Genomic DNA, 23104 nt, shown 5'->3' with positions numbered 1-23104 from the left:
AGCCCGGCGGAGGGCGCCGGACGGCGGGGAGGCGCGCCTGCCCCGCCCGTACGACCCGCTTGTTGACCCACTGACCGAGGAAGACCAGATGAGCGACCGTTCGGACTCTTTCCGGCTCCTGCCCGGGGCACCCGAGTCCCCCGTGATCCTCCACGTCCCGCACTCCTCGCGTGCCGTACCCGCGGACGTCCGCGGTGGCATCGTTCTGGACGACCGCGCGCTGGAGTCCGAGCTCGATCACATCACCGACGCGCACACGGCAGAACTCGCCGCCGCAGCGGCTGCCGCTTCGGACGTCACCCCCTGGCGGTTCGTCAACCTGCTGTCCCGGCTGGTCGTCGACCCCGAGCGCTTCCCCGACGCGCGTGAGGAGATGCTCGCGGTCGGCATGGGCGCCGTTTACACACGGACCACGCACCGTGAGCAGCTCAGGCCGCACGACATCGACGGGCAGCCGCTCATCGACCGTTACTTCCATCCGTACGCGGAGGCGATGACAGCGGCCGTGGCCGACCGGCTCGAAGCGGTCGGGCACGCCGTGATCATCGATGTCCACTCGTACCCGACGCAGCGGTTGCCGTACGAACTCCACGGCGACGGACCGCGCCCGCCGATCTGTATCGGCACGGATGCCTCCCACACCCCCGCCGGACTGCTCGACGCGGCCCAGAAGGCGTTCTCGGATTTCGGCGGCACAGGACTCGACACCCCCTTCGCGGGCGCCTACGTACCTCTGCGGTACTACGGCCACGACACGAGGGTCGGCGCGCTGATGATGGAAATACGACGCGACCTCTACATGCGAGAGCCGGGAGGGCCCGCCGGCCGCGGGATGGTCGCGCTGTCGGACGCGTTGGCAGACCTCGTCAACAGAGTGTCCGAGCTGCCGTAGGCAGGGCGCTCGTGCTCCTGCGTCAGTTCATGTCCGGGCCGGCTCCCGCCGGCGTGCCGACAGCGGCCTGCGCCATGGCGACGAAGCGGGGTATCAGGGGGTGGCCGCCGTGCTTCGGATAGACCAGGTTGAGGGCCACGCGTGGCGCGTCCGGAATGGCGAGGAACGACACGAACGAATGGATGTGCTGCCGCCCGACGAATTCGGGGACCACTCCCACCCCCTTGTTCGAGGCGACGGCTTCCAGCCACTCGTCAAAGTTCCGGCAGACGACGGAGACGCCGGGCCGGCGGTCCTCGGGCCAATCGGCCAAGTACGTCGTACCGCTGACCTCGTTCAATACAAGATGCTGCTCGGCGAGTTCGTGCCAGCGGATCTCCTCACGCTCGGCGAGTGCCGATCGTATGGATACCGCCGCGATTCTCCGTTCATGCAGCAGGGGGACCACGTTCATCGTGGGTGCCTCTATGCGTCCCCTCAGGATCGCCAGGTCGGCTTCGGCGCGGTCCACCCCCGCGAGTGTGGCGTCGTGCCGGTGCACCTGCACCGACAGTCCGGTCTCCTCCTCGAAACCCGCGATGACTTCCTGCGGCCACCCCGCGGGAAAGCCCCAGGCGAAACCCAGACGGAACGAGTCGTCATCGGATTCGGGACGCAGCGCGGCCTCCAGACGCGGCAGGAGGAGGCTGAGTTGGTCGTACAGCGTTTCGCCGGCCGGAGTGAGCGCCACTTGACGTGTGGTGCGTTCCAGCAGACGTCGGCCGAGCAATTCCTCAAGACGCCGGATGTTACGGCTGAGTGTTGGCTGGGACACACCCATGCGCTTCGCGGCCCGGGTGAAGTGTTTCTCGTCCGCCAAGGCCAAGAACCCGCGCAGGTGCTGCAGTTCAATGCTCATGGACAGCAGCATATGCAGAGCCGCGAAGGCGCTCGTGACGTCGGTGAACGGCCCTCTGCCCCGCGATATCGAGTACACCTGAGCTTCCACGCAGTCGCGCCTTTCGACGGAGGGGCCCCCGGGTCACTCGCCCGGGGGCCCTGTCACGACGCCCGGCTCACCGGCTGGACGAGCCGCTGCTCCAACAGGCGGTCTCAGCCCCGGTATTCCTCGTCCGTGATGTGCTCCTTCCATTCTGTGGGCCCGTCCGTGACGGCGAAGTGCGTCATGAACGAGTTCGGTGCCGCGCCGTGCCAGTGTTCCTCGCCCGGGTGGCAGACCACCGTGTCGCCGGGCCTGATCTCCTGGCGTTCGCCACCCCGGGACTGCACCACTCCCACGCCTTCGGTGACATGCAATACCTGGCCCGCGGGGTGCCGGTGCCAGGCGCTGCGGGAGCCGGGCGTGAACAGCACATTGCGTACCTCTGTGTTGGCGGTCGCGCCAATGCGCGGCCACAGCCAGACATCACCCGAGAATCGGTCTTCGGGACCCTTGGTCACGTCTCCGGGATGACGATTGACGTCCATTGTGCAAACTCCTTTTTACTCAATATTGGTCGGTTGTTGACGAGGGAGCCGGGGGCATTGCGCGCTCAGCGCGCGCTTCCCGGAACGGCCTTCGCGGCGATCAGGATCAGCACGGCGGCGACGGCCGACACGGCGGCCAGTACGGCGCTGGTGGCGCCGAACGCGTGCTGCGGTGACCCGCTCCGTTCCGCGAGGTCGAGGTAGAGAGTGCCGAATACGGCGACTCCGAGGGTTCCGCCGATCTGGAGCGTCGTGTTGAACAGGCCGCTCACGTCCGGCGCGTACCGGACCTCGACGGATTCGGTCAGGTGGGCCAGAGTCCCGCTGAACGCGGCGCCGTAGCCGATGCCGCCGATGCCGAGGAGAACGGTCAGCCAGACCGTGCCCTGCAACCCGGCCGACACCCCCGCGAAGGCCACCGCCATCAGCACGCCTCCGGCCGGCGCCGCGAGCCTCCTGGCCCGTACTCCCATGCGGCCGAGAAGGGGACCGGCCAGGGCGAACGTCGCCACCCACGCGATGGGAACCAGGCCCGAGTACACCGCACTCTTTCCGAGCCCCTGCTGGAGGTAGAGCGCGAGGACGAACAGGATCGCGAAGTACCCGGCCCGGGTGGCCGCTTGGGAGAGGAGCGCGAGGACGACCTGCTTGCGGGCGAGCAGGGCGACGTTCATCAGCGGCTCGCCGTCGCGCCGCGCGATGCCTCGCTCCACCTGGACGAACAGCGCGAACACCGGCAGGGTCCCGGCAAGGGAGAGCCACGTCCACAGGGGCCATCCCTCGTCCCGGCCGAGCACGAGGGGGGTCACGAGCATGAACAGTCCGAGCGACAGCAGTCCCACACCGCGCACGTCCAAACCCTTGTGCCGCGCGATCTCGTCGTCCGGCAGGAAGACGAGGGAGGCGACCAGCAGGGCGACGCCGATCGGGACGTTGATGAGGAAGATGGGCCGCCATCCGGTCCCCAGGATGTCGGCCGACACGAGTACGCCGCCAAGAGCCTGGCCGATGACGGAGCTGACACCGAGGACGCCGGTGTACGCGCCCAGGGCGCGCCTGCGTGCGGCGCCCTCGAATTGGACCTGAATGGCCGTCAGTACTTGAGAGACCATCAGGGCCGCGCCCATTCCCTGCACGACGCGCGCACCCACCAGGGAGGCGGCGTTCGGTGCGAGGCCGCAGGCCAGCGACGACAGCGTGAAGACGACGAGTCCGAGCAGATACGTCCACCGCCGGCCACGGATCTCGCCCAGCCGGGCGCCGGTGATCAGCAGCATGGCGTACGCGAGTGTGTAACCCGAGACGATGAGTTCCAGCGCGCCGCCGGACGCGTGCAGACCCTCGCGGATTGACGGGATCGCGACGTTGACCACCGCGATGTCGACGTTCCCGAGGAACATCCCGCCCAGCAGGGAGGCGAGCATCCAGCCCGGCCGTTTCCCCCGCCGTCCGGAGGGAACCTCACGCGTCCCGGTCCGCTTCGACTCGATTGCAACAGACGTCTTCAAGGAATCCACACCTCGACTGTAACTACTAGTACGTACAGTCCGCAACCCGGCTTGGAGCAGGGCCGTTCGACCGCCGGGACGGAGCCGGGGAGAGCCCCCAGGGAGCTCGGGATCCACCCCGGAACCGCTATACGGCGTCCCGCTGGACCAGTTGGAACTGGATGCCGTGGGACGTCCCGGGCCGTGTCCAGGCGTTGAGGTTCGGGCCGACGGGGACCGGTTCGTGCGAAGTGAGTTCGACACCCAGCCCCCGGACCGCCTTCATGATCTCGGGCACGTCGTCCACCTCGACGCCGATGTGCTCGATCAGCGCCTGGTTGCCTTCGCCCAGCCGCTGCCGGCGGGCTTCCTCGGTCGTGGGCTCGATGAGTTCGATCCTGCCGTCGCCGCAGTGGTAGAACGCGATCTTCACGTTCCGCTCGGGCACCTCCTGCGCCCGCTCCAGGCGCATCCCCAGGCTCTCCAGGAAGGCCCTCGCCTCGGCGATGTCGTCGACCACCACACCGATGTGGTCTATGCGCTTGAACATATGCAACTCCCTCTTTTTCCGGACCGATTACGCGTGCTCTTTGGAGAAGTTGTTGTACAGACCCGCCAGCTGGGGCAGGTTCGACATGTTCAGAAGGAGCAGGGTCTCCTGCGATTCCCGGTTCTCGAAGTGGTGCACGCACCAGGCCGGTATGAGCATGATGTCGCCGTCGCTCATTTCTGCCGTCTCCCCGGTCTCGTCGAAGATCACGGTGCCCGATCCGGAACGTACGAAATAGAGATGCCACCAGGAATGCGAGTGCGGAGTGGTGCGATCCCCCGGCGGCACGGCCTGGAAGGTCATCGACGCGCCCGGGACGATCTCGTGGCCGCCTCCGGGCGAGGAAAGCGTGAGCGTTCCGTATTCCGTGTGCTCGGCCGCTTCGATCTCCTTGGCCAGGTTCTCCCATTGCCACACGACCGGGCTCGGCTGCTCCCGCCCATGGCGTTTGCGGAATTCAAGGTACGGAAACTGACTTCCGGCCTGTACTGGCATGGTGTTCCTCCCGGGTGACGTTGTGCCGGTTTCGAATGTGCGTGATCATGTCGCGTACGGCGGTGTCGGCGTCGAGGGTGAATTGCGACGCCATTCCCTGCCGGGGGAGCGCATGGGTGTAGAACCGCGGCCCCTCTACGAGGTAGCCGACCGCCCAGGCGGCACGGAGTACCGTCCCGGCCGCCGTGATCGGCCGACCCCGCTCGTCGATGTCGATTCCGCCCGGCTTGAACGTGCCGTTCGCGTACGGGCGGACGAGGCCGCGGGCCAGGAGATTCCCGATCAGGGGCGACCTGTCGTGCTCGGGGTGGAACGCGTCGAGACGGGCGACGACCAGGGCGTCGGCGTGGCGGGTTTCCGCGCCGTCCGGGTAGTCCGTGCGGATCGCGAACCGCGCCGCGTCCCGGTCCAGGACCACTCGGCACCCCGGGCCGCCGGCCAGGCCGACGACCCCGGCCCGCATCAGCGCGAGCAGCTGCTGGTTGCGGTGCCGAGGCGGCCCGAAGGCGACCCGGTTCATGACCGGGACGTAGGCCGAGTTGAACTTCCGGTGGGACTCGGGAGTGAGCCGGGAGAATTCGACAGCCTCGCGCAGGGCGGCCCGGGTGTCACGGATGACGTCGGTGGCGGCCTTCACCGGGCTCGTGACGTTGCCGAGCTCCGCCTGCTCCAGGTCGCTGATCACGTAGTCGACGAAGAACTTCGTGAACGCGTCCTGATTCGCGAACTCCGTCCCGCGCAGCGGGTCGAGGACGTCCTCGACCGTGCGCTGGTCGGCCGGTGAGAGAACGTACTCCTCGCGCGTGTCCGGGCGTCCTTCTCGCGACGCCGTGCGGTACGCGTGTCCCATCTCGCGCAACAGGAGCGGAAGGACCTCCTCCGCGAAGTCGAGGCGAGGGTCGTTCCGGTCTCTGGCCGCCTGCTCCTGGAGGCGGCGTACCGCTTCCTTGGTGAAGAACCGCGGCCGGTGCCGGCCCGTGATGCCTTTCTGGTTCACCCCGCGCGCGCTGAAGGGCAGGCACCGGCGTGAGAACAGCTGGATGTCGGGCTCGCGCCCGGAGGGACGGTATTCCAGGTCCGCTCCGGAGCCGTGGAACTGCCCGCCGCGCCCCACGGTGAGTTCGGAGACGACGTCGTGCGCGGTCAGCCCGAATCCCTGGACCGCGACCGTGCTGCCGGGGGCGACCTCTTGGAGCCGGTCGACCGGGTAGGGAGTGGAGCAGTACACGAGGCGGGGGTTGCGGTCCGCGTGCTCCCGGGCGAACTCCGCGTACGCGACGTCCTCCTCGGTAGGTGTCCGTCGGCAGTGCCCGGTGGCCAGGAAGACGTAGTCGCTGGGGAGAACGAAGCCCCTTCCCAGGTGGACGGCGAAACGTCCGCCGTCCTTCTCCTCGATGTCCACGGCCCGGTCGCGGTGGTGTACCACGCGGATCCGGGGCGGCAGGGACCGGACGGTCCGGTCGAAGACCCAGCTGAGGTAGGCGCCGAGGATCTGACGCGGCAGGTAGGCGTGCTCCCCCACCGCGTCGCCCGCGTCGCCACCGGTCGGGTAGTAGGCGGAGCCGAATTCCCGGTAGCCGCCGGCCGCCGCCCACTCGGTGAACGAGGGGCCCCCTCCGTCGGCGAACATCGTCACCTGACTGGCGACCGTGTTGGTGAGCAGGTGGGCGGGCTGGCGTGCGGAGTGCGCCCCCTGGCCGCCGTCGCCCGAATCGATCAGGTGCACGTCCAGCGCGCGGTCGGGCAGTTGGTCGGCGAGTTCGGACATCCGTTGCAGGATGCTCAGACCGCGGGGCCCCACTCCGACGATGGCCACTTGGAGGGCTGTCACCGTGCGGCTCCGTTCGTCGCCCCGGCGCCGTCGAGGACGGGCTCGTGCAGACAGACCCAGTCGGGCGCCCCCGCGAGCCGGGGGAAGCGCTGCGCCACCTGGGGGTCGTGGCCGGGGATGATGTGGTCGTCACCGTCCGCCAGGGCCTCGATCGTGTCGTAGCCCTCCATCATCGGCGTCAGGTGGTCGAGGATGGGGAACGGGCTGCGCATGCGGATGTTTCCCCACAGGTGGGTGGCGTCGCCGGCCAGCACGACCCAGCCGCGCGCGGTGCGGACCCGGACCACCTGGGTGCCCGGTGTGTGGCCCGGCACCGGATGCAGGGTGACGCCGGGGAGTATCTCGGCCTCCCCCCGGTGCAGCACCAGCCGTTCCTCGAACAGGCTCTGAACGGCCGTCTGCACGTTGACCGGCTCGAAGGGCTTGCGTACGACGTGGTGACGCATGCCCGGGCCGGTGCAGAACCGGAGTTCCTCCTCCTGCAGGTGGATGCGCGCGTCAGGGAAGCGGTCCAGGTTCCCCGCGTGGTCGTAGTGCATGTGAGTGATCACGACGTCCCGGACGTCCCCGGCCGCGACGCCGAGATCGGCCAGCGCGTCGACGGGGCAGCGGAAAAGAGTCCTTCCCCGGCGCCGTGCCATCTCCTCGGAGAACCCCGTGTCCACCAGCAGGAAATGCCGGTCGTTGCGGATCACCCAGAGGTAGAAGTCCATGGGCATCTCGGCGCCCGGGGTGAACTGGCCCTCGTCGAAGAGGAAATTGTCCCGCGCCGGCCGGTCGGCGTGGGTGCCGAACCGGAGCGCCAGGATTTCGTACGTCGGATGCGTGTCCTCGGCCATGTGGCTCACGCCCCCACGAGGTCGAGGGGCTTGCCGAGAATGGAGTGACCGGTGGCGGACTGTTCGTCCTCGAAGAAGAACGTGCGCTCACCGAAGGCCGGGACGAGCTGGTCGAACCAGGTCGCGGCAGGGTCGAACTTCGCGTAGAAGGGCCGGCGTACGAGGCTGCCCTGACGCGCCTGCAGAAACTGCAGGGCGAATACCTTCTCGCCTCGGATGGTCGGTACTCCGTCGATGAGTACCTTGCCCGGGAACGCACTCATCGACGGGCCGCGCACGGTGCGGGACAGGCCGGACACCGATCCGTAGGCCGTGCGGAAGATGTCGTACGCCTCGGCCAGCGGCAGCTCGAAATAGGAGCGGGCGCCGGTGTCCCGCTCGACGAACATGTAGTACGGGACGGCGCCCAGCTTCACCCCCCGGGTCCACAGCTCGTGCCAGGCGCCGGGGTCGTCGTTGATGTGCCGCAGTACGGGGGACTGCATGCGGACGACGGCGCCGGTGGCGGTGATGCGCCGCAGGGCGTCCTGCGCGACGGCGGGGCGCAGTTCGGCCGGGTGGTTGTAGTGGCCCATCAGCGCGAGGTGCTTCCCGGCTGCCACGACGCGCTCGAACAGGCGCAGCAGGTCGTCGGCGTCCACGTCGCTGACGAAGCGCTGCGGCCAGTAGCCGACCGCCTTCGTGCCGATCCTGATGTTCTGGACGTGCGCGAGCTCGGGCGACAGAAGCGGTTCGAGGTAGCGCTCCAGGGTGGCCGTCCGCATGATCAACGGATCGCCGCCGGTGATCAGCACGTCGGTGACCTCGGGGTGCCGCCTGAGGTAGGCGGCCATCCCTTCGGCGTCCCGGGCCGCGAAGTGCAGGTCGTCCTCGCCGACGAACTGCGGCCACCGGAAGCAGAACGTGCAGTAGGCGTGGCACGTCTGGCCCGCGCTCGGGAAGAAGAGGACGGTCTCGGCGTACTTGTGCTGGATCCCGGGGACGGCTTCGCCGTCCAGTTCCGGCACGTTGTGGGTCAACTGGCCGGCGGGGTGCGGATTCATGCGTGAGCGGACCTGATGGATCTGCTGGGCCAACTGCTGCTTGTCACCCGAGCGGAGCAGATCGCGCAATGTGGTGTAGTCGTCCGGATCCAGCATCGTGCGGTGCGGGAAGTTGAGCCGGAAGATCGGGTCGTCCGGGATGCGGTCCCAGTCGATGAGTTCTTCGAGTACGTACTGGTTGGTCCTGAACGGCAGGACGTGGGCCACCACGTCGACCGCCTCACGGAGTTCATCGGGAATACGCTCCCACTGGGGTGCGCGCCGAATCGACGAGCGATTGTAGGGCTTGTATTTGGCAGGGCTGGTGTCATCCATGTGAATTCCCCGTCCGAGTGGTGAAGGTGGGCATCGACGTTCATTTCCTGAACTTCGATCTCGTGAGCGCGGAGGCTCCCGCGCGTTTCCGCTCCTCCGCGCTCACTTGGTCAGTTGAGCACCGACCCTGCGGGTGTCCCCGTCTGACCTTCCAAAAAGCTAGCCAGGGATTCGATCCGTGAGAAATAGACAGATCCGCTCACTCATTCAACGCACGCATCAATGACTTCCATGCTCCTCGCGAATAAATTATGTGCAAGCAGCATCAATGCCTTATCCGCTGGCTAGGATCGGCAACTGCTCGATCAGGGACAGAGGGAGCGGTGGTCTGCGTTGAACGGTCGGCTCAGCATCGGCATTGTGGGGATGGGGCCGCGCGGGCTCACCGTGCTGGAGCGACTGTGCGCCAACGCGGCGACAGACCGGGCCGCCGCGCCCCTGACCGTGCACACCATCGACCCGGAGCCGACCGGTGCCGGCCGGATCTGGCGGACGGACCAGTCCGCCCACTTGCTGATGAACACGGTCGCGGAGCAGATCACGGTTTTCACCGACGCGAGCGTCTCGTGCGCCGGGCCGGTGGTGCCGGGTCCCCACCTGTACACGTGGGCCCGCCTGCTCACCGTCATGGGTCCGGTCGAGGGGTACTCGGCCGAAGTCCTCGAGCAGGCAAGGAATCTGGGACCGAACTCCTACCCGACGCGCGCCCTGTACGGCCACTACCTGCGGTGGGCCTTCCGCCGGATCGTGGAGACCGCGCCGCGCCACGTCACCGTACGGCCCCATCGGGACAGCGCGATCGAGCTGGACGAGCACGGCACGAAGCAGGTGCTGCGGCTCACGGGCGGCGACCGCCTGCTGGTCGATGCCGTGGTACTTGCCCAGGGACACCTGCCTGCCAACCCGTCTCCCGCCACGCCGTCTCCCTCCCCGGCAACCCGGAGCCGGGCCCGCCACATCGCGCCGGGCAACCCGGCGGACGTGGACCTCCGCGCGATCGCCCCCGGAGAGCCTGTGGCCCTGCGCGGTCTCGGGCTCACCTTCTTCGACTACCTGGCTCTGTTCACACAGGGCCGCGGCGGCGTGTTCGAGGAGCGTACGGACGGCAAGCTCGACTACCTCATATCGGGCCGGGAGCCACGCCTGTACGCCGGTTCGCGCCGCGGCGTCCCGTACCAGGCGCGCGGCGACAACGAGAAGGGGCTGGGAGAACGCCACGAGCCGCTGCTCCTCACGGAGCGGACGATCCGCGCGTTGCGGCGGCGCGCCGCGTCACGGGGCGACGTCCGCTTCCGTACAGACGTGTGGCCGCTGATCGCCCGCGAGGTCGAAATCGTGTACTACCGGGCGCTGTTGCGCCGCCGCGGTGTGCCGGAGGCGGCGATATCGAACTTTCAGCGCCGCTGTCTGCGGCTCCCTCCGGACAGTCCGCTGGACGAGCGCCTGCCGTTGCTCCGAGGGGTCGCGGAGCATGAGCGCTGGCGCTGGCAGGACATCGAGACTCCGTACGACGAGGAGGCCCTGCGTGGCCCGGAGCAGTTCACTCGCTGGCTCGTGTCGCACCTCGAGCGCGATGCCGCGCGTGCCCGCGGCGGCAATGTCGGCGACCCGGTCAAGTCCGCTCTCGACGCGCTGCGGGACCTGCGCAACGAGATCCGCCAGGTCGTCGACCACGGCGGGATCACCGGCCACTCCTACCGGGACGAACTGGCCGGCTGGTACACACCGTTCAACGCCGGTCTGTCCATCGGGCCGCCGAGGCGCCGCATCGCGGAGCTGGCCGCACTCGTCCGCGCCGGTGTCCTGACACCGCTGGGCCCGGGGATGCGCGTCACACCCGGCGCCGGATCCGGCGGCTTCCTGGTCTCCTCGGCGGTGGTGCCGGGGCAGCCGGTCCCGGTCACGACGCTGATCGAGGCGCGCGTCCAGGACCCGGACGTGCGCGCGACCGCCGACCCGCTGCTGCGCCGGCTTCTCGACACCGGCGCGGCGGCGCCGTACCGCATCCCCAGCCCCGACGGCACCCACTACGAGACCGGGGCACTCGCGGTGACGCCGCGGCCGGGCCGCCTGGTGGACGCGGCGGGGCGGGCGCACCCCCGTCGGTTCGCGCTCGGCATCCCCACGGAGGGCGCGCACTGGGCGACGGCCGCGGGTGTGCGCCCGGGCGTCGGCTCCGTAACGCTGGCCGACGCCGACGCGGTCGCCCGGGCGCTGCTGGACTGTGGAGTCGTGCGATCCGCCCACCGGGTGGAGGTGAGCACGTCGTGAGTACGCTCGCCCGCACTGCCCGGAGCGGTCCGGCAGGCCGTACGAGCAGTGATCCGCGGGGCCTGTCCACTGCTGCGAGCGTCGCGGCCATCACCGTCCTCACCTCGCTGCCGGTGTTCCTTCCCGGGGCCGCGAACGGCCTGATCTCCGCCGAGTTCGGATGGAGTCCGGCACGCATGGGCGCCATCCTGGCCGTGTACTGGCTGGCGTCGCTTTCGGGTGCCTTCGTCAGCAAGCGAACGGCCCTCCCCGTGGCGGTGAACCGCACGCTGGCCGTCGCCCTGTGCTCCACCGGTCTGGGGCTGCTGTCCGCGGCGGTGGCACCGGTCGTCGGCCTGTGGATCAGCTCGGCCGTCGGGGGCTTCGCCTACGGCTACACCCAGCCGCACACGAACGCCCTGCTCATGCGACGCTGCGCGCCCCGGCTGCGCGCGTCGGCCTTCGGCCTGAAGCAGGCCGCGGTGCCGGCCGCGACCCTTCTCGCCAGCGTGGCGATGCCGATGCTGACCGGCCCGGTCGGCTGGCGGCCGGTGTTCGCCGGCACGGCCGTACTGTGCGGCGCCGGCGGCTGCTTCCTCGCACGGTACGGCGACTTGGGCGGGCGGCCCACGACGACCGCGAAAAACCGTGCGGCGCCGCTGCGCGGGGACGCCTTTCTGGTGGCCCTCAGCTGCGCCGGCTTCTTCGGCGCGATGGTGGGCAACGGTCTCGGCGGGTTCCTGGTGCTCTCGCTGACGACACGGGGCGCGTCGCTGTCTGTCGCGGGCGCGGTGGCCACCGCGGGCGCCGGGCTGAACATCGTGGTCCGCCTGGCGGCGGGTTGGGCCGTCGGCCGGGTTCCGCACCTCGCGTGGGCCGCCCTGACAGGGCTGTTCGTCGCCGGGGCGGCCGGGACCGCGCTCCTGACGCACACGGCGCCGGCGGTCGTGTCAGTGGGTGCCCTGCTCGCGTACGGCGGGGGCTGGGGCTGGGCGGGTCTGCTGCACTATGTCGTCGGCCTCCCCTACGCCGGACGCGAGCAACGTGCCACCGCCTACAGTCAGATGGGGGTCTCCTTGGGGGCCGCGACCGGGCCGATGGTGTGCGGCCTGCTGTTCACGGTTCGCCCGGACGCCGCGTGGTGGGCGCTGACGGCGGCGGGGGCCGCCGCCGCGGCCTGTGTGGTCGTCGCGCGGCGGCGCGTCCCGTCCCACCCCGACGCGGTGCAGACGCCCGGCTGACCGCCGGGGCGGGACAGCCGCCGCGGACACTCAACGCCGCGTGTACTCAGCCTTCGCATCCGCTCGGCTGTGCCAGGTCCGCCACGACCCGCTTGGCTCCCTCGATCGCGTTGCGGAACGCCGCCGGGTCCTGATGCGCGCGGGCCAGGACGTACCCGCCCTGCACCGTCGCGATGATCAGCGAGGCCATCTGGTCCGGGTCGGTGCCCGGCCGGAGTTCGCCCGCGCGCACGCCTTCCGCGAGCACTTCGGACAGGCGTTCACGAAGCCAGGTGAAGTAGTCGGCCGCGGGTGCGCGCAGGACCTCTTCGGCGACGACGTCGTGGTCCTGTGTCAGGCGTCCCATGCGGCAGCCCGCGAGCGGGTCGCGTTCCATGTCGAGGAAGGCGTTGACGCGTGCGACGGCCGGCCCGTCCGCTGCCAGCGCCTCCTCGACGCCGGCGCGGAGCTGGTCGCTCATGTGCGTCATGGCCGCGACCGCGAGTTCCGCCTTGCCGGAGAAGTGGTGGTACATGCTTCCCTGCCCCGCGTGCGCGCGTTCCAGGATCATGGCCGGGCTCGTGCCCGTGTACCCCCGCTCCCACAGCAGCTCCGCGGTGGCCCGGGTCAGCGCCTCTTTCTTGCTCATGCCACGAGTGTACCTATCACTCGTTACAGCGGGACGGCCCGGCAGGAACACCACCGGGTCCGCCGCCTCATGCCGAAGAGCGCCACACCCAAGAGGTGCGGCGCTCTCCCGAAGGCGTTACTTCGTGGGCAGCTCGTCAGCGAGCGGACGGTCGATGGCCATGATCCAGCGGTTGTCACCGGTGCGGCGCATCACGTCGGTGCAGGTGCCGGAGATCTTCTGGCGGCTGCCCTCTTCGTCGGTGACCTCCAGGTGGAATTCGACTATCACCAGGGAGACGTCTCCGGCGACGTAGTTGTGCAGAACCTTGGAGTCCAAGGTCGGTCCCGTCTTCAGCAGATCGATGATTCCCTGCCTCCGCTCGGCGCCGGTCAGCGGACTGCCCGAGAGGTTGGAGATCGCGTCGTCGCGGTACAGCTGGTCGAAGATGGAGCCGTCGCCCGAGTTGAAGGCGTCGATGAATGCCTGGTTCTGCTGCTCGACGTCGTCGGTGAGGACCAGGTTGCTGAGGTCGGTGGTCGTGGCGGTCATGTCGGTTGCTGCTCCCTCTTGTTGTTGTCCTGCTCGGCTGTTGTTCCGTTGTTTTCCGTGGGGGGTGGTGGGGGTCATGGGGCGGGGAAGTAACCCGCCTCGACGAAGAAGTCGACGTACTTCGCGAAGAGCGCCTTGGTCACGGGCGGGCACTCGACCGCGGAGCCCGCCAGGGCCGCGCGGGTGTCGGAGACGTCCATCGGCGGGTAGAAGCCGTCGCTGTTCGCGGTCAGCATCTCGAAGGCGTCCAACAGCGGCACCATCGCGTTGTCGCGGTCGGACGTCACCCGCTCCAGCCATTCGTCCCATCGCAGTTCGGCCAACGGGTAGCCGAAGGACCGCAGATGCTCGGCTGCCTCGGCAAAGGTCAGCTCGTCCGGGTTGTAGAGGTGGAACGTCCGGCCGGCGGCTTCCTCCTTCCGGGAGATCTGGAGGATCGCGGCACTGACGTAGTCGACCGGCATCAGGTGGACCGGGCCGGCCATGCCCTCCGGGACCGCACCGGCCTGCAGGATTCCCTTGAGGCTCAGCCAGACGAAGTCACGGGTCTGACAGGCGCCGTTCTCCTGATCGCCGGAGATCACGTCGACGCGGAAGACCGAGACCGGCAGGCCGCGCTCGCGGGCGATGGCGATTATCTGCTCCGACACCCACTTGCTCTGCACATAGCCGGTCGGCAGCGCCTCGCCGGGCCCCGTCGGATCCGTGGGCTTCAGCGCCTCTGCGCCGCTGTGCGTGCCGGAGAAGACACCCGTGGTCGACACGTAGTGCACCGGTACCGTGCGGTGACGGGCCGCCAGCCGCAGGATCTCCACCGTGCCGGAGACATTGGCCGCCCTGAGTTCCTGGTACGGGTGGATCCAGTTGACCGAGGCTCCGGGGTGGTAGACGACATCGACCGTACGGGACAGGGCGTCGAACTCCTCCTCGTCCAGGCCGAGTCGAGGCCGCGACAGGTCGCCGACCACCACGTCGATACGGTCCTGGTCCACCTCGTTCCAGAGGCGGTACCACTCCAGATTGGCCCGCAGCCGTGCCAGCGCGTCGGCCCGGTCGGCGCCGCGTACGAGCACGCGGATCCGGGCCGTGGACGATCGCAGCAGATCGCGCAGCAGGAACGCCCCGAGGAAGCCGGTGGCACCGGTGAGGAAGACCTCCGACGGGTCGCTCACGGTGCGCGCGACCTCGTCCGCCGGGCGCACGTCCTCGGGCAGCGCGATCTCGGTGGCGAAGTCCGTGGAAGGCGGGGCCGCGCCTTCCGCCGGCCGCCCGGCTTCCTGCCCCTGTCCTGGTCCGGCGCCCGCGTCGCCGAGTGTTGCGAGAAGCACGGTGCGCAGGTGTCCGGCGAGCGCCGACGGCGTCGGATGGTCGAAGACCAGGGTGGCGGGCAGTCGGATTCCCGCCAGCGTGTTCAGCCGGTTGCGCAGCTCCACCGCGGTCAGCGAGTCGAACCCGAGCCCCGGGAAGGGCTGGTCGGCTCCGATGCCACCGGGATCGGGGTGGCCGAGTACGGCGGCGACCTCCGCCCTGACCACATCGAGCACATACGCGTGCTGTTCCGCGTCCGTCAGTCCGGCCAACGCGCGGGCGGGCGACCCGGTGACCTGTGCGGCGCCGAGGGCTGCCCGGCGTAAGGGCGTACGGGCGAGCCCGGTCAGCAGCAGCGGCGCACGCTCCGGATTCTCGCGCAGAGCCGTAAGATCCAGCTCTGTGCCGACCAGCGCCGGGCGCCCCTGAGAGAGTGCGGCATCCAGCATGGCGACGCCCTCTTCCGACGTGACAGGCCGGAATCCCGCGCGGGCGATGCGCTGCAGGTCCCCCTCGTCGAGGTTCCCGGTCATTCCGCCGGTCTGGTCCCACAGGCCCCAAGCCACCGAGGTGGCGGGCAGCCCCTGGGCCGCCCGGTGCTGGGCGAGGCCGTCGAGGAAGGTGTTGGCGGCGGCGTAGTTCGACTGGCCGGCGCCGCCGATCACACCGGCGAGGGAGGAGAACAGTACGAACGCCGACAGATCCGCGTCACGCGTGAGCTCGTGCAGATGCCAGGCCGCGTCCGCCTTGGGCCGCAGGACGGCGTCCAGCCGCTCGGGAGTCTGCGCGGCGATCAGGCCGTCGTCCAGGACACCGGCCAGGTGGACGACGCCGGTCAGCGGAAACTCGGCCGGGATGCTGTCCAGGATCCGGGTGAGTGCGGCGCGGTCGGACGCGTCGGCGGCCGCTATGGTCACCCGCGCGCCGAGCGTCGTCAGTTCACTCGCCAACTCGGCAGCACCGAACGCCTGTTGTCCGCGCCGACTGGTGAGGAGGAGGTGCTTCACCCCGTGCCGGCCGGCCAGGTGGCGAGCGAACAGCGCACCGAGTCCGCCCGTGCCGCCGGTGATCAGGACCGTCCCCTCGGGGTTCCACGACGCCGCGGGGTACGCCCCCACGGTCCCGGAAAGCCGCTGGAGCCGTGGCCGGAACGCCTTTCCTTCCCGGAGGGCCGACTGCGCCTCTCCCAGCGCCAGCGCCGCCGGGAGCGCGGCCTGCGACTCGGGGGCGCCGTCGGTGTCGATGAGCACGATGCGGCCGGGGTTCTCCGACTGGGCCGAGCGCAGCAGGCCCCACAGGGCGGCGGCCCCGAGGTCGCTCACATCCTCCGTACCCGTGGCAACGGCTCCGGTGGTGAGGAAGACCAGCGGGATGTCGGCCAGCCGGTCGTCGGACAGCCACTGTTGCACCAGAGCCAGCGCCCTGTGTGCGGCGCGGCGCACCGAGCCGGGCATGTCGTTGTCGGGTTCGGTGCGCCACTGGACGAGAACGGCGTCGAGGGGATCGCCCGTGCCGACGGCCTCCGCCACAGCGGCGACACCGGCCGGTTCACGGTCCTCGTCGCCCAGCACGCCGAGGACGGGAAGGCGCGCTGACGCCCCCGTGGCCGGAAGCCCGATCGGCGACCAGGCCACCTGGAACAGGGCGTCGTGCCGACGCGCCCCTGGCGTCGCGCCGGCGTCCAGCGGGCGCGACCTCAGCGAGGCGATGTGCGCGACCGGCTGCCCTGCCGGATCCGCCAGCTGTGCGGACAGGAGGCCGTCGTCGGCGACGGACAGCCGCACGCGGAGCGAGGACGCCCCGGTCGCGTACAGGCGCACACCTCTCCAGTCCGCGACTTCCCGCGCCGTGCTTACCTCGTCCGCGAGGAGTACGGAGTGCAGGGCGGCGTCGAGCAGCGCCGGGTGCAGGCCGAACTCGGCCGCCGGTGTCCGCGCCTCGTCCGGGAGCCGCACTTCGGCGAACAGGTCGTCTCCGAGCCGCCAGGCGGCAGTCACGTTCCGGAAGGCCGGGCCATGGCCGAGCCCCGTGACGGCCAGCCGCTCGTAGGCGCCTTCGAGGTCGACGGCGACCGCCCCCCTCGGTGGCCAGGCTCCGAGGTCGAACGACGTGCCGGGGCCTTGCACGCTGAGCCGGCCGTGGGCGAGCGTCGACCAGGCGACCTCTCCCTCGTCCGGCCTGCCGTGGATCGTGACCGCACGCCTGCCCTGCGCGTCCGCGGCGCCCACGCCGACCTGAAGCTGGACGGCGCCGGCGCAGGGCAAACGCGCGGCCGTGACGGAAAGCTCGTCCAGCACGGTGGCGCCGAACTCGTCGCCGGCCCGTACCGCGAGTTCCACCAGGGCCGAGGCCGGCAGGACGGCGCTGCCGTGCACGGTGTGATCGGCGAGCCACGGGTGCGTACGCGTCGAGACTCTGCTGGTGAAGAGTGCCTCCGGCGCCGCGGCCGCATGCACGCCGTCTTCGGGGGACGAGCCCGCGACGGCGACGGCAGCGCCGAGCAGCGGGTGGCCGGTCGCGCTCAGACCCAGCCCCGCCGCGTCGACGGGGGCCCCTCCCGACTCGTACCAGTACCGCTCGCGTTGGAAGGCGTAGGACGGCAGCTCGACGCGGCGGGCTCCGGTCCCGGCGAAGACACTGCTCCAGTCCGGCACGACACCGCGTACGTACGCTTCACCCACCGAGGTCCAAAAGCGCGCCAAACCACCCTCGTCACGGCGCAGGGAGCCGATGACCAGGGCGGCGCGGCGCGCGTCCTCGACGGTTTCCTGTACTCCGGTCACGAGCACCGGGTGCGGGCTCGACTCGACGAAGGCGCTGTATCCCTGGTCGAGGAGCGTCCGGGTGGCCTGCTCCAGTTCGACGGTACGGCGCAGGTTGTCGTACCAGTACCCGGCGTCGAGCTCGGGCCCGTCGACCCATGCGCCGGTCACCGTGGACAGCAGCGGGATCTCTGCCTTCCGCGGGTTCACCTCGGCAAGCAGCGTGCCGAGTTCGTCGCGGAGCAGCTCGACGTACGCGGAATGCGATGCGTAGTCCACGGGTACGCGGCGCGCTCGCAGCCGGTCCGCCTTGGCCGCGGTGAGGAACTCCTCCAGCGGTCCGTCCTCGCCGGACACCACGACGGAGGACGGTCCGTTGACCGCGGCCAGCTGGATCCGGCCCTGCCACGGCTCGATCCGCTCACGGACCTGATCGGCCGACAGTGCGACCGACACCATTCCGCCGAGCCCGGCCAGCACCCTGCCGATGGCCTGGCTGCGCAGCGCGACCACCCGCGCGCCGTCCTGGAGGGAAAGGATCCCGGCTACGGTCGCCGCCGCGATCTCGCCCTGGGAGTGCCCGACGACCGCCGCCGGGTGTACGCCGTGGGACCGCCACAGCGCGGAGAGGGACACCATCACGGCCCACAGGGCGGGCTGGATGACGTCGACGCGCTCGATGTCCGGCGCTCCCTCGGCGCCGCGCAGGACGTCGTGGAGCGACCAGTCGGTGAATTCGGTCAGGGCCTGGGCGCATTCGGCGATACGGGCGGCGAAGACCGGGGAGGTGTCGAGTAGTTCCACGGCCATCCCGGTCCACTGCGACCCCTGCCCGGGAAAGAGGAAGACCGTCTTCCCGGCCGTTGCTGCAGTGCCGGTGACCAGGGCCGGGCCGGACCGGCCGGCGGCCAGGGAGTGCAGCTGCGCCAGGTAGTCGTCTTGTTCACCGACGACGAGCAGTGCCCGCTCGGTGAGGGCGGCGCGCGTGGTGGCGAGCGAGAACGACACGTCCAGCGGGTTGAGTTCGCCGTGCTTCTCCAGGTGGGAGGCGAGGCGCTCGGCCTGGCCGCGCAGTGCCTGCTGCGACGCGGCGGAGAGTACCCAGGGCACGACGGGGAGAGACACCGGCCCGTCGGCTGAGCCCGGCGAGGCGGTCTGCCCGGTGGTTTCGCCGTCGGGCGCCGCCTCCAGGATCACGTGGGCGTTGGTGCCGCTGACCCCGAACGACGAGACGGCGGCACGGCGCGGGCGGTCCAGCTCCGGCCACGAGCACGCCTCGGTGAGCAGCTCGACGGCGCCGGACTTCCAGTCGACCACGGGCGTCGGCTCGTCCACGTGCAGCGTCTTGGGCATGACCCCGTGCCGCATGGCCTGGATCATCTTGATGACGCCGCCGACACCGGCCGCGGCGACGGTGTGACCGATGTTGGACTTGAACGAGCCGAGACGCAGGGCACGTTCGGCCGGCCGTCCTTGGCCGTAGGTGGCGAGGAGTGCCTGGGCCTCGATGGGGTCGCCGAGTGTGGTGGCGGTGCCGTGCGCCTCCACGATGTCGACGTCGGCCGTGGTGAGGCCCGCGTTCGTGAGGGCCTGCCGGATGACCCGTTCCTGCGAGGGGCCGTTGGGGGCGGTGAGGCCGTTCGAGGCGCCGTCCTGGTTCACCGCGCTGCCGCGGACGACCGCGAGGATCCGGCGACCGTTCCTGCGTGCTTCGGAGAGCTTCTCCACGAGGACCAGCCCCACGCCTTCGGACCAGCCGGTGCCTCCCGCCGACGCCGCGAAGGAGCGGCAGCGGCCGTCGACGGACAGCCCGCTCTGGCGGGAGAAGTCGACGAAGCCTCCGGGGTGGCCGTTGACGGTGGCACCTCCGGCGACAGCGAGCGTCGTCTCTCCGGAACGTACCGACTGCACGGCCAAGTGCAGCGCCACGAGCGAGGAGGAACAAGCCGTGTCGAGCGAGACAGCCGGCCCTTCGAGACCGAAGGAGTACGCGATGCGGCCCGACGCGACGCTGCCGAGCTTGCTGGTCATGAGGTAGCCCTCGAACTCCTCGGGGCCGTCGAGACCGAGGTAGCTCTGCTCGACGATGCCCGCGAAGACGCCGGTGCTGCTGCCCTTGAGGGTGGCCGGGTCGATCCCCGCATTCTCGAAGAGCTCCCAGGCGGTTTCCAGCAGCACCCGGTGCTGCGGGTCCATGGCCAGCGCTTCACGCGGCGAGATCCCGAAGAAGGCCGCGTCGAACCGCGTCGCGCCTTCGAGGAAGCCACCTTCCTTCGTGTACGTCCTGCCTGGCTTCCCGGGCTCGGGGTCGTACAGGCCGTCGACGTCCCAGCCGCGGTCGGTGGGCCACTCGGTGATGGCATCGCGTCCCTCGGCGACAAGCTGCCACAGGCCGTCGGCGTCCGCGACGCCGCCGGGATAGCGGCAGGCCATGCCGACAATGGCGACGGGCTCGGCGGCGGCCTCCTCCATCTCGGCGAGGCGTTGGCGGGTCTTCTGCAGGTCGACCGTGACCCGTTTCAGGTATTCGACCAGCTTCTCTTCATTGGTCATGCGGGATCTCTCCTTGGACTGCGAAGTGGGGGGCCGCGTCAGGCGGCGGGGCCGCCGAGCTGGCTGTCGATGAGGGCGAAGAGGTCAGCGGCCGTGGCCGCTTCGATGCGCTCCGTCAGATCGGCGCCCTCCGCGGCGTCCGACGTGTCCGGGGTATCGCCGAGCCGGGAGAGGATGCGCCTGAGCCGGACCGTGACGTCCCCTCGGAGCGCGGCGTCGCCTGAGATCTCCGAGAGCGCCGATTCCAGTCTGTCCAGTTCGACGTGCGCGGCCTGCAGGCCCCCCGCGTTCTGTGCGGCGGCCACCTGCGTGAGCAGGTAGTCGGTGAGTTCCGCGGGGGTCGGATGGTCGAAGACCAGGGTCGCGGGCAGCGCGATGCCGGTCGCCCGGCTGAGCCGGTTGCGCAGGTCGACCGCGGTGAGCGAGTCGAACCCCAGCTCCTGGAAGGCCCGTTCGGCCTCGACGGCGTGCTGCTCGAGGTGCCCGAGTACGGCCGAGACCTCGGCCCGTACGAGATCGAGCACGGCCCTGTGCCGTGCCTCCGCGGGCAGCTCACCGATCCGCTGTGTGAACGTCCCGGCCGCGACCGCCGCGGACCTGGCGGCGGGCCGACGGTCCACGGTACGGAGGAGCTCTCGCAGCAGCGCCGGGACGGTGTCCTGGTCCCGTACCGCCGCCGGGTCCAGCGGGACCGCTGCCAGGGCGGCGTGCGCGGAGGCGAGCGCGGCGTCGAAGAGAGCCTGCCCGTGTGCCGGCGTCACGGGGCGGAACCCGTCGCGGGTGGCCCGGGCGCGGTCACCCGCGTCGAGGTGGGCGTTGATGCCCACGCTGTCCGCGAGGGCCCACTGGCCCCAGGCGATTGAGGTGGCGGGCAGGCCGGCGGCCCGGCGGTGGGCGGCAAGGCCGTCGAGGAAGGCGTTGGCGGCGGCGTAGCCGGCCTGGCCGGGGCCGCCCAGGACGCCCGTCGCGGAGGAGAAGAGCACGAATGCCGACAGCTCCAGGCCGCGCGTGAGTTCGTGCAGGTGCCAGGCGGCGTCGGCCTTGGGGCGAAGCGTCCGGTCGAGCCGGTCCTGGGTCAGCTCCTCGACCGTCCCGTCGTCGACGACTCCGGCAGCGTGCACCACGCCGGTCAGTGGATGTTCCTCCGGGATGCCCGCCAGCAGCGCAACGAGCGCGTCACGGTCGGACACGTCGCACTGGGCGACGGTGACGGTGACGTCGGTCATCCCGATCTCGGTGAACTCCGCCGCCAACTGCCGCGTCCCGTCGGCGTGCAGACCGCTCCGGCCTGCGAGCAGGAAGTGTCTGACCCCGTGCTCGACAGCCAGATGCCGGGCGAACAGCGAGCCCAGGGCTCCGGTGCCACCGGTGATCAGAACCGTGCCGTCCGGATTCCACGGCGCGGCCTGCCCGGAACCGGCATCTGCCTTCCGCAGCCGGGGCAGACGGATGTTTCCGTCCCGTATCGCCGCCTGCGGCTCTCCGGAGCCGACGACGGCGGACAGAGCCGCCGCCGTGGCCGGATCGTCGAAGGCGAAACCAGTGCTACCGGTCCCAGGGCCCGCGTCACCAGTGGCCGCCAGGTCGACGAGTACGAAGCGGTCCGGCGCTTCCTGCTGGGCCGAGCGCAGCAACCCCCAGACCGCGGAGGCCGCCGGATCGACAGCGTCCCCGCCCTCGGCCGCCACCGCGCCACGGCTGACGAGAACCAGGCGCGTACCGGCGAGCCGGTCGTCGGCAAGCCACTCCTGCACGAGAGCCAGGGCCCGGTGTGTGGCGCTGTGCACCGAGCCGGGCAGATCACGGCCGGGCTCGGGCAGCCAGGGGAGGAGAACGGCGTCGATGGGGCTGCCCGTGCCGCCCGCGCCCGCCGACTCGACCGCCTTGGCCACAGCCGCCACGTCCTCGAGCTGATCGGCCTCGTCCCCCATCACGCCCAGGACGAGTTCTCTGCCGGCGGCCGGGAGCTCGGTCTCGGCCCAGGCCAGGGAGAAGAGCCCGTCGTGGCCGTCACCGCCGTCGAGCGGGAGTGCGAACTGCTCGAGGGGCACCTCCCGGTATTCGACGGTTTCGATGTCGGCCACCAACTGGTGCTCGGGGTCCAGGAGTTGCACGGCGGCCGTGTTGTCACCCCGCTCGGTCAGCAGAACGCGTACCTCGGTTGCGCCACTGGCGTGAAGCCGTACTCCGCGCCACTCGGCGGGCACGAGGACCGTCCCCGGCGACGCGGTGAACGGGTGTTGGAGGAGTGCCGCGTCCAGCAGATGTGGGTGCAGACCGAACTGCGCGGCGTCCGCGAGCACTTCTTCGGGCAGCCGGGCCTCGGACAGCCGGGTCCCGCCGCCCTGGACGAGCAGGGCGGACTCCTCGCTGCCACCTGTTGCGCCGCTGCCGAGGTGTCCCCCGGCATGGACGGTCCAGCGGGCGCCCGCGTTGTCGGGCCGGGCGTACACGGTCACGGGGCGGCGGCCGGACGCGTCCGACGTGCCGATTCTGACCTGGATCTGTACGGCGCCCTCGGCGGGTAGCAGGAGCGGCGCCCGGAGGGACAGAGCGTCCAGGACGGTGGCCCCGAACTCGTCCCCGGCGCGGATCACAAGGTCCGCGATGGCTCCGGCGGACAGCACCACGGTGTCCAGGACGGTGTGGCCGCCGAGCCAGGGGTGCGTGGCCAGAGAGACGCGGCTGGTGAACAGCGCTTCGTCGGAATCCGCGACGTCGACGGCCGAGCCGAGCAGCGGGTGGCCGGTGGGGGTCAGGCCGGGACCGGCGCCATCGGGTGACGCCTTTCCCGACTCCAGCCAATAGCTTCGGCGTTGGAAGGCGTAGGTGGGGAGGTCGACGTGCCGGGCTCCGGACGTGGCGAAGTACGCCTGCCAGTCGACCGGAACACCACGAGTGTGCAGCCGGCC

Annotated in this window: 15 protein-coding genes; 3 read left to right on the top strand and 12 right to left on the bottom strand. The window is 70.4% G+C overall.

All coding sequences use genetic code 11. From position 1 onward, the window contains the following. Window positions 1-88 precede the first annotated feature (88 nt). On the top strand, window positions 89-892 hold the full coding sequence (locus tag ACWIHY_RS28940) for an N-formylglutamate amidohydrolase (protein ID WP_454378766.1): 804 nt from the start codon (window positions 89-91) through the stop codon (window positions 890-892). 22 nt (window positions 893-914) lie between these two features. On the opposite strand, the gene ACWIHY_RS28935 is transcribed toward ACWIHY_RS28940, so the two are convergent. The 8 genes from ACWIHY_RS28935 to ACWIHY_RS28900 all read right to left on the bottom strand — a co-directional run bounded on the left by ACWIHY_RS28935 (window position 915) and on the right by ACWIHY_RS28900 (window position 8814). Continuing rightward, window positions 915-1790: a LysR family transcriptional regulator gene (locus ACWIHY_RS28935; RefSeq protein ID WP_454378764.1), complete on the bottom strand. Its 876-nt coding sequence runs from the start codon at window positions 1788-1790 to the stop codon at window positions 915-917. A 194-nt stretch (window positions 1791-1984) separates the two neighbouring features. Next, the gene (locus ACWIHY_RS28930) at window positions 1985-2359 is read right to left on the bottom strand and encodes a (R)-mandelonitrile lyase (RefSeq protein WP_454378762.1); all 375 of its coding nucleotides are present in this window, start codon (window positions 2357-2359) and stop codon (window positions 1985-1987) included. Between the two features lie 65 nt (window positions 2360-2424). Beyond that, window positions 2425-3867, bottom strand: coding sequence for an MFS transporter (locus ACWIHY_RS28925; protein ID WP_454378760.1), 1443 nt, complete (start codon window positions 3865-3867; stop codon window positions 2425-2427). A gap of 127 nt (window positions 3868-3994) precedes the next feature. Continuing rightward, window positions 3995-4396, bottom strand: coding sequence for a VOC family protein (locus ACWIHY_RS28920; protein ID WP_454378759.1), 402 nt, complete (start codon window positions 4394-4396; stop codon window positions 3995-3997). 27 nt (window positions 4397-4423) lie between these two features. Beyond that, complete coding sequence (locus tag ACWIHY_RS28915) at window positions 4424-4891, bottom strand: cupin domain-containing protein (protein ID WP_454378758.1); 468 nt, start codon at window positions 4889-4891, stop codon at window positions 4424-4426. After that, window positions 4854-6722, bottom strand: coding sequence for an FAD/NAD(P)-binding protein (locus tag ACWIHY_RS28910; protein WP_454378757.1), 1869 nt, complete (start codon window positions 6720-6722; stop codon window positions 4854-4856). Before ACWIHY_RS28910 ends, ACWIHY_RS28915 begins: the two co-directional genes overlap by 38 nt. Next, the gene (locus ACWIHY_RS28905; protein WP_454378842.1) at window positions 6719-7561 is read right to left on the bottom strand and encodes an N-acyl homoserine lactonase family protein; all 843 of its coding nucleotides are present in this window, start codon (window positions 7559-7561) and stop codon (window positions 6719-6721) included. The genes ACWIHY_RS28910 and ACWIHY_RS28905 overlap by 4 nt, the downstream gene beginning before the upstream one ends. 5 nt (window positions 7562-7566) lie before the next feature. Then, window positions 7567-8814 carry a KamA family radical SAM protein gene (locus tag ACWIHY_RS28900; protein ID WP_454378755.1) on the bottom strand — a complete coding sequence of 416 codons (1248 nt, stop codon included), beginning with the start codon at window positions 8812-8814 and terminating at the stop codon, window positions 7567-7569. Window positions 8815-9252: 438 nt separating this feature from the next. On the opposite strand from ACWIHY_RS28900, the gene ACWIHY_RS28895 reads away from it, so the two are divergent. Both ACWIHY_RS28895 and ACWIHY_RS28890 read left to right on the top strand, forming a co-directional pair. Next, window positions 9253-11190 carry an FAD/NAD(P)-binding protein gene (locus tag ACWIHY_RS28895; RefSeq protein WP_454378753.1) on the top strand — a complete coding sequence of 646 codons (1938 nt, stop codon included), beginning with the start codon at window positions 9253-9255 and terminating at the stop codon, window positions 11188-11190. Next, window positions 11187-12410 carry an MFS transporter gene (locus ACWIHY_RS28890; RefSeq protein ID WP_454378752.1) on the top strand — a complete coding sequence of 408 codons (1224 nt, stop codon included), beginning with the start codon at window positions 11187-11189 and terminating at the stop codon, window positions 12408-12410. The genes ACWIHY_RS28895 and ACWIHY_RS28890 overlap by 4 nt, the downstream gene beginning before the upstream one ends. A gap of 46 nt (window positions 12411-12456) precedes the next feature. Here the strand turns inward: ACWIHY_RS28890 and ACWIHY_RS28885 are convergent, their stop codons facing one another. The 4 genes from ACWIHY_RS28885 to ACWIHY_RS28870 all read right to left on the bottom strand — a co-directional run. Beyond that, complete coding sequence (locus ACWIHY_RS28885; protein WP_454378751.1) at window positions 12457-13038, bottom strand: TetR family transcriptional regulator C-terminal domain-containing protein; 582 nt, start codon at window positions 13036-13038, stop codon at window positions 12457-12459. A gap of 117 nt (window positions 13039-13155) precedes the next feature. Then, complete coding sequence (locus ACWIHY_RS28880; protein WP_454378750.1) at window positions 13156-13569, bottom strand: YybH family protein; 414 nt, start codon at window positions 13567-13569, stop codon at window positions 13156-13158. A gap of 74 nt (window positions 13570-13643) precedes the next feature. Then, window positions 13644-20192 (bottom strand): thioester reductase domain-containing protein, encoded by a 6549-nt coding sequence (locus ACWIHY_RS28875; RefSeq protein WP_454378748.1) that lies wholly within the window; start codon window positions 20190-20192, stop codon window positions 13644-13646. A 38-nt stretch (window positions 20193-20230) separates the two neighbouring features. Further along, window positions 20231-23104 (bottom strand): SDR family NAD(P)-dependent oxidoreductase (locus ACWIHY_RS28870; protein ID WP_454378747.1); only part of this gene is annotated, 2874 nt, incomplete at its 5' end.

The sequence above is a fragment of the Streptomyces sp. NPDC055287 genome, from assembly GCF_053646035.1.
This window is presented reverse-complemented; position numbering and strand designations above follow the sequence as displayed.

Coding starts and splice junctions, on each gene's coding strand:
- ACWIHY_RS28940 (WP_454378766.1), top strand. CDS start 89: ATGAGCGACCGTTCGGACTCTTTCCGGCTCCTGCCCGGGGCACCCGAG.
- ACWIHY_RS28935 (WP_454378764.1), bottom strand. CDS start 1,790: ATGAGCATTGAACTGCAGCACCTGCGCGGGTTCTTGGCCTTGGCGGAC.
- ACWIHY_RS28930 (WP_454378762.1), bottom strand. CDS start 2,359: ATGGACGTCAATCGTCATCCCGGAGACGTGACCAAGGGTCCCGAAGAC.
- ACWIHY_RS28920 (WP_454378759.1), bottom strand. CDS start 4,396: ATGTTCAAGCGCATAGACCACATCGGTGTGGTGGTCGACGACATCGCC.
- ACWIHY_RS28915 (WP_454378758.1), bottom strand. CDS start 4,891: ATGCCAGTACAGGCCGGAAGTCAGTTTCCGTACCTTGAATTCCGCAAA.
- ACWIHY_RS28905 (WP_454378842.1), bottom strand. CDS start 7,561: ATGGCCGAGGACACGCATCCGACGTACGAAATCCTGGCGCTCCGGTTC.
- ACWIHY_RS28885 (WP_454378751.1), bottom strand. CDS start 13,038: ATGAGCAAGAAAGAGGCGCTGACCCGGGCCACCGCGGAGCTGCTGTGG.
- ACWIHY_RS28880 (WP_454378750.1), bottom strand. CDS start 13,569: ATGACCGCCACGACCACCGACCTCAGCAACCTGGTCCTCACCGACGAC.
- ACWIHY_RS28875 (WP_454378748.1), bottom strand. CDS start 20,192: ATGACCAATGAAGAGAAGCTGGTCGAATACCTGAAACGGGTCACGGTC.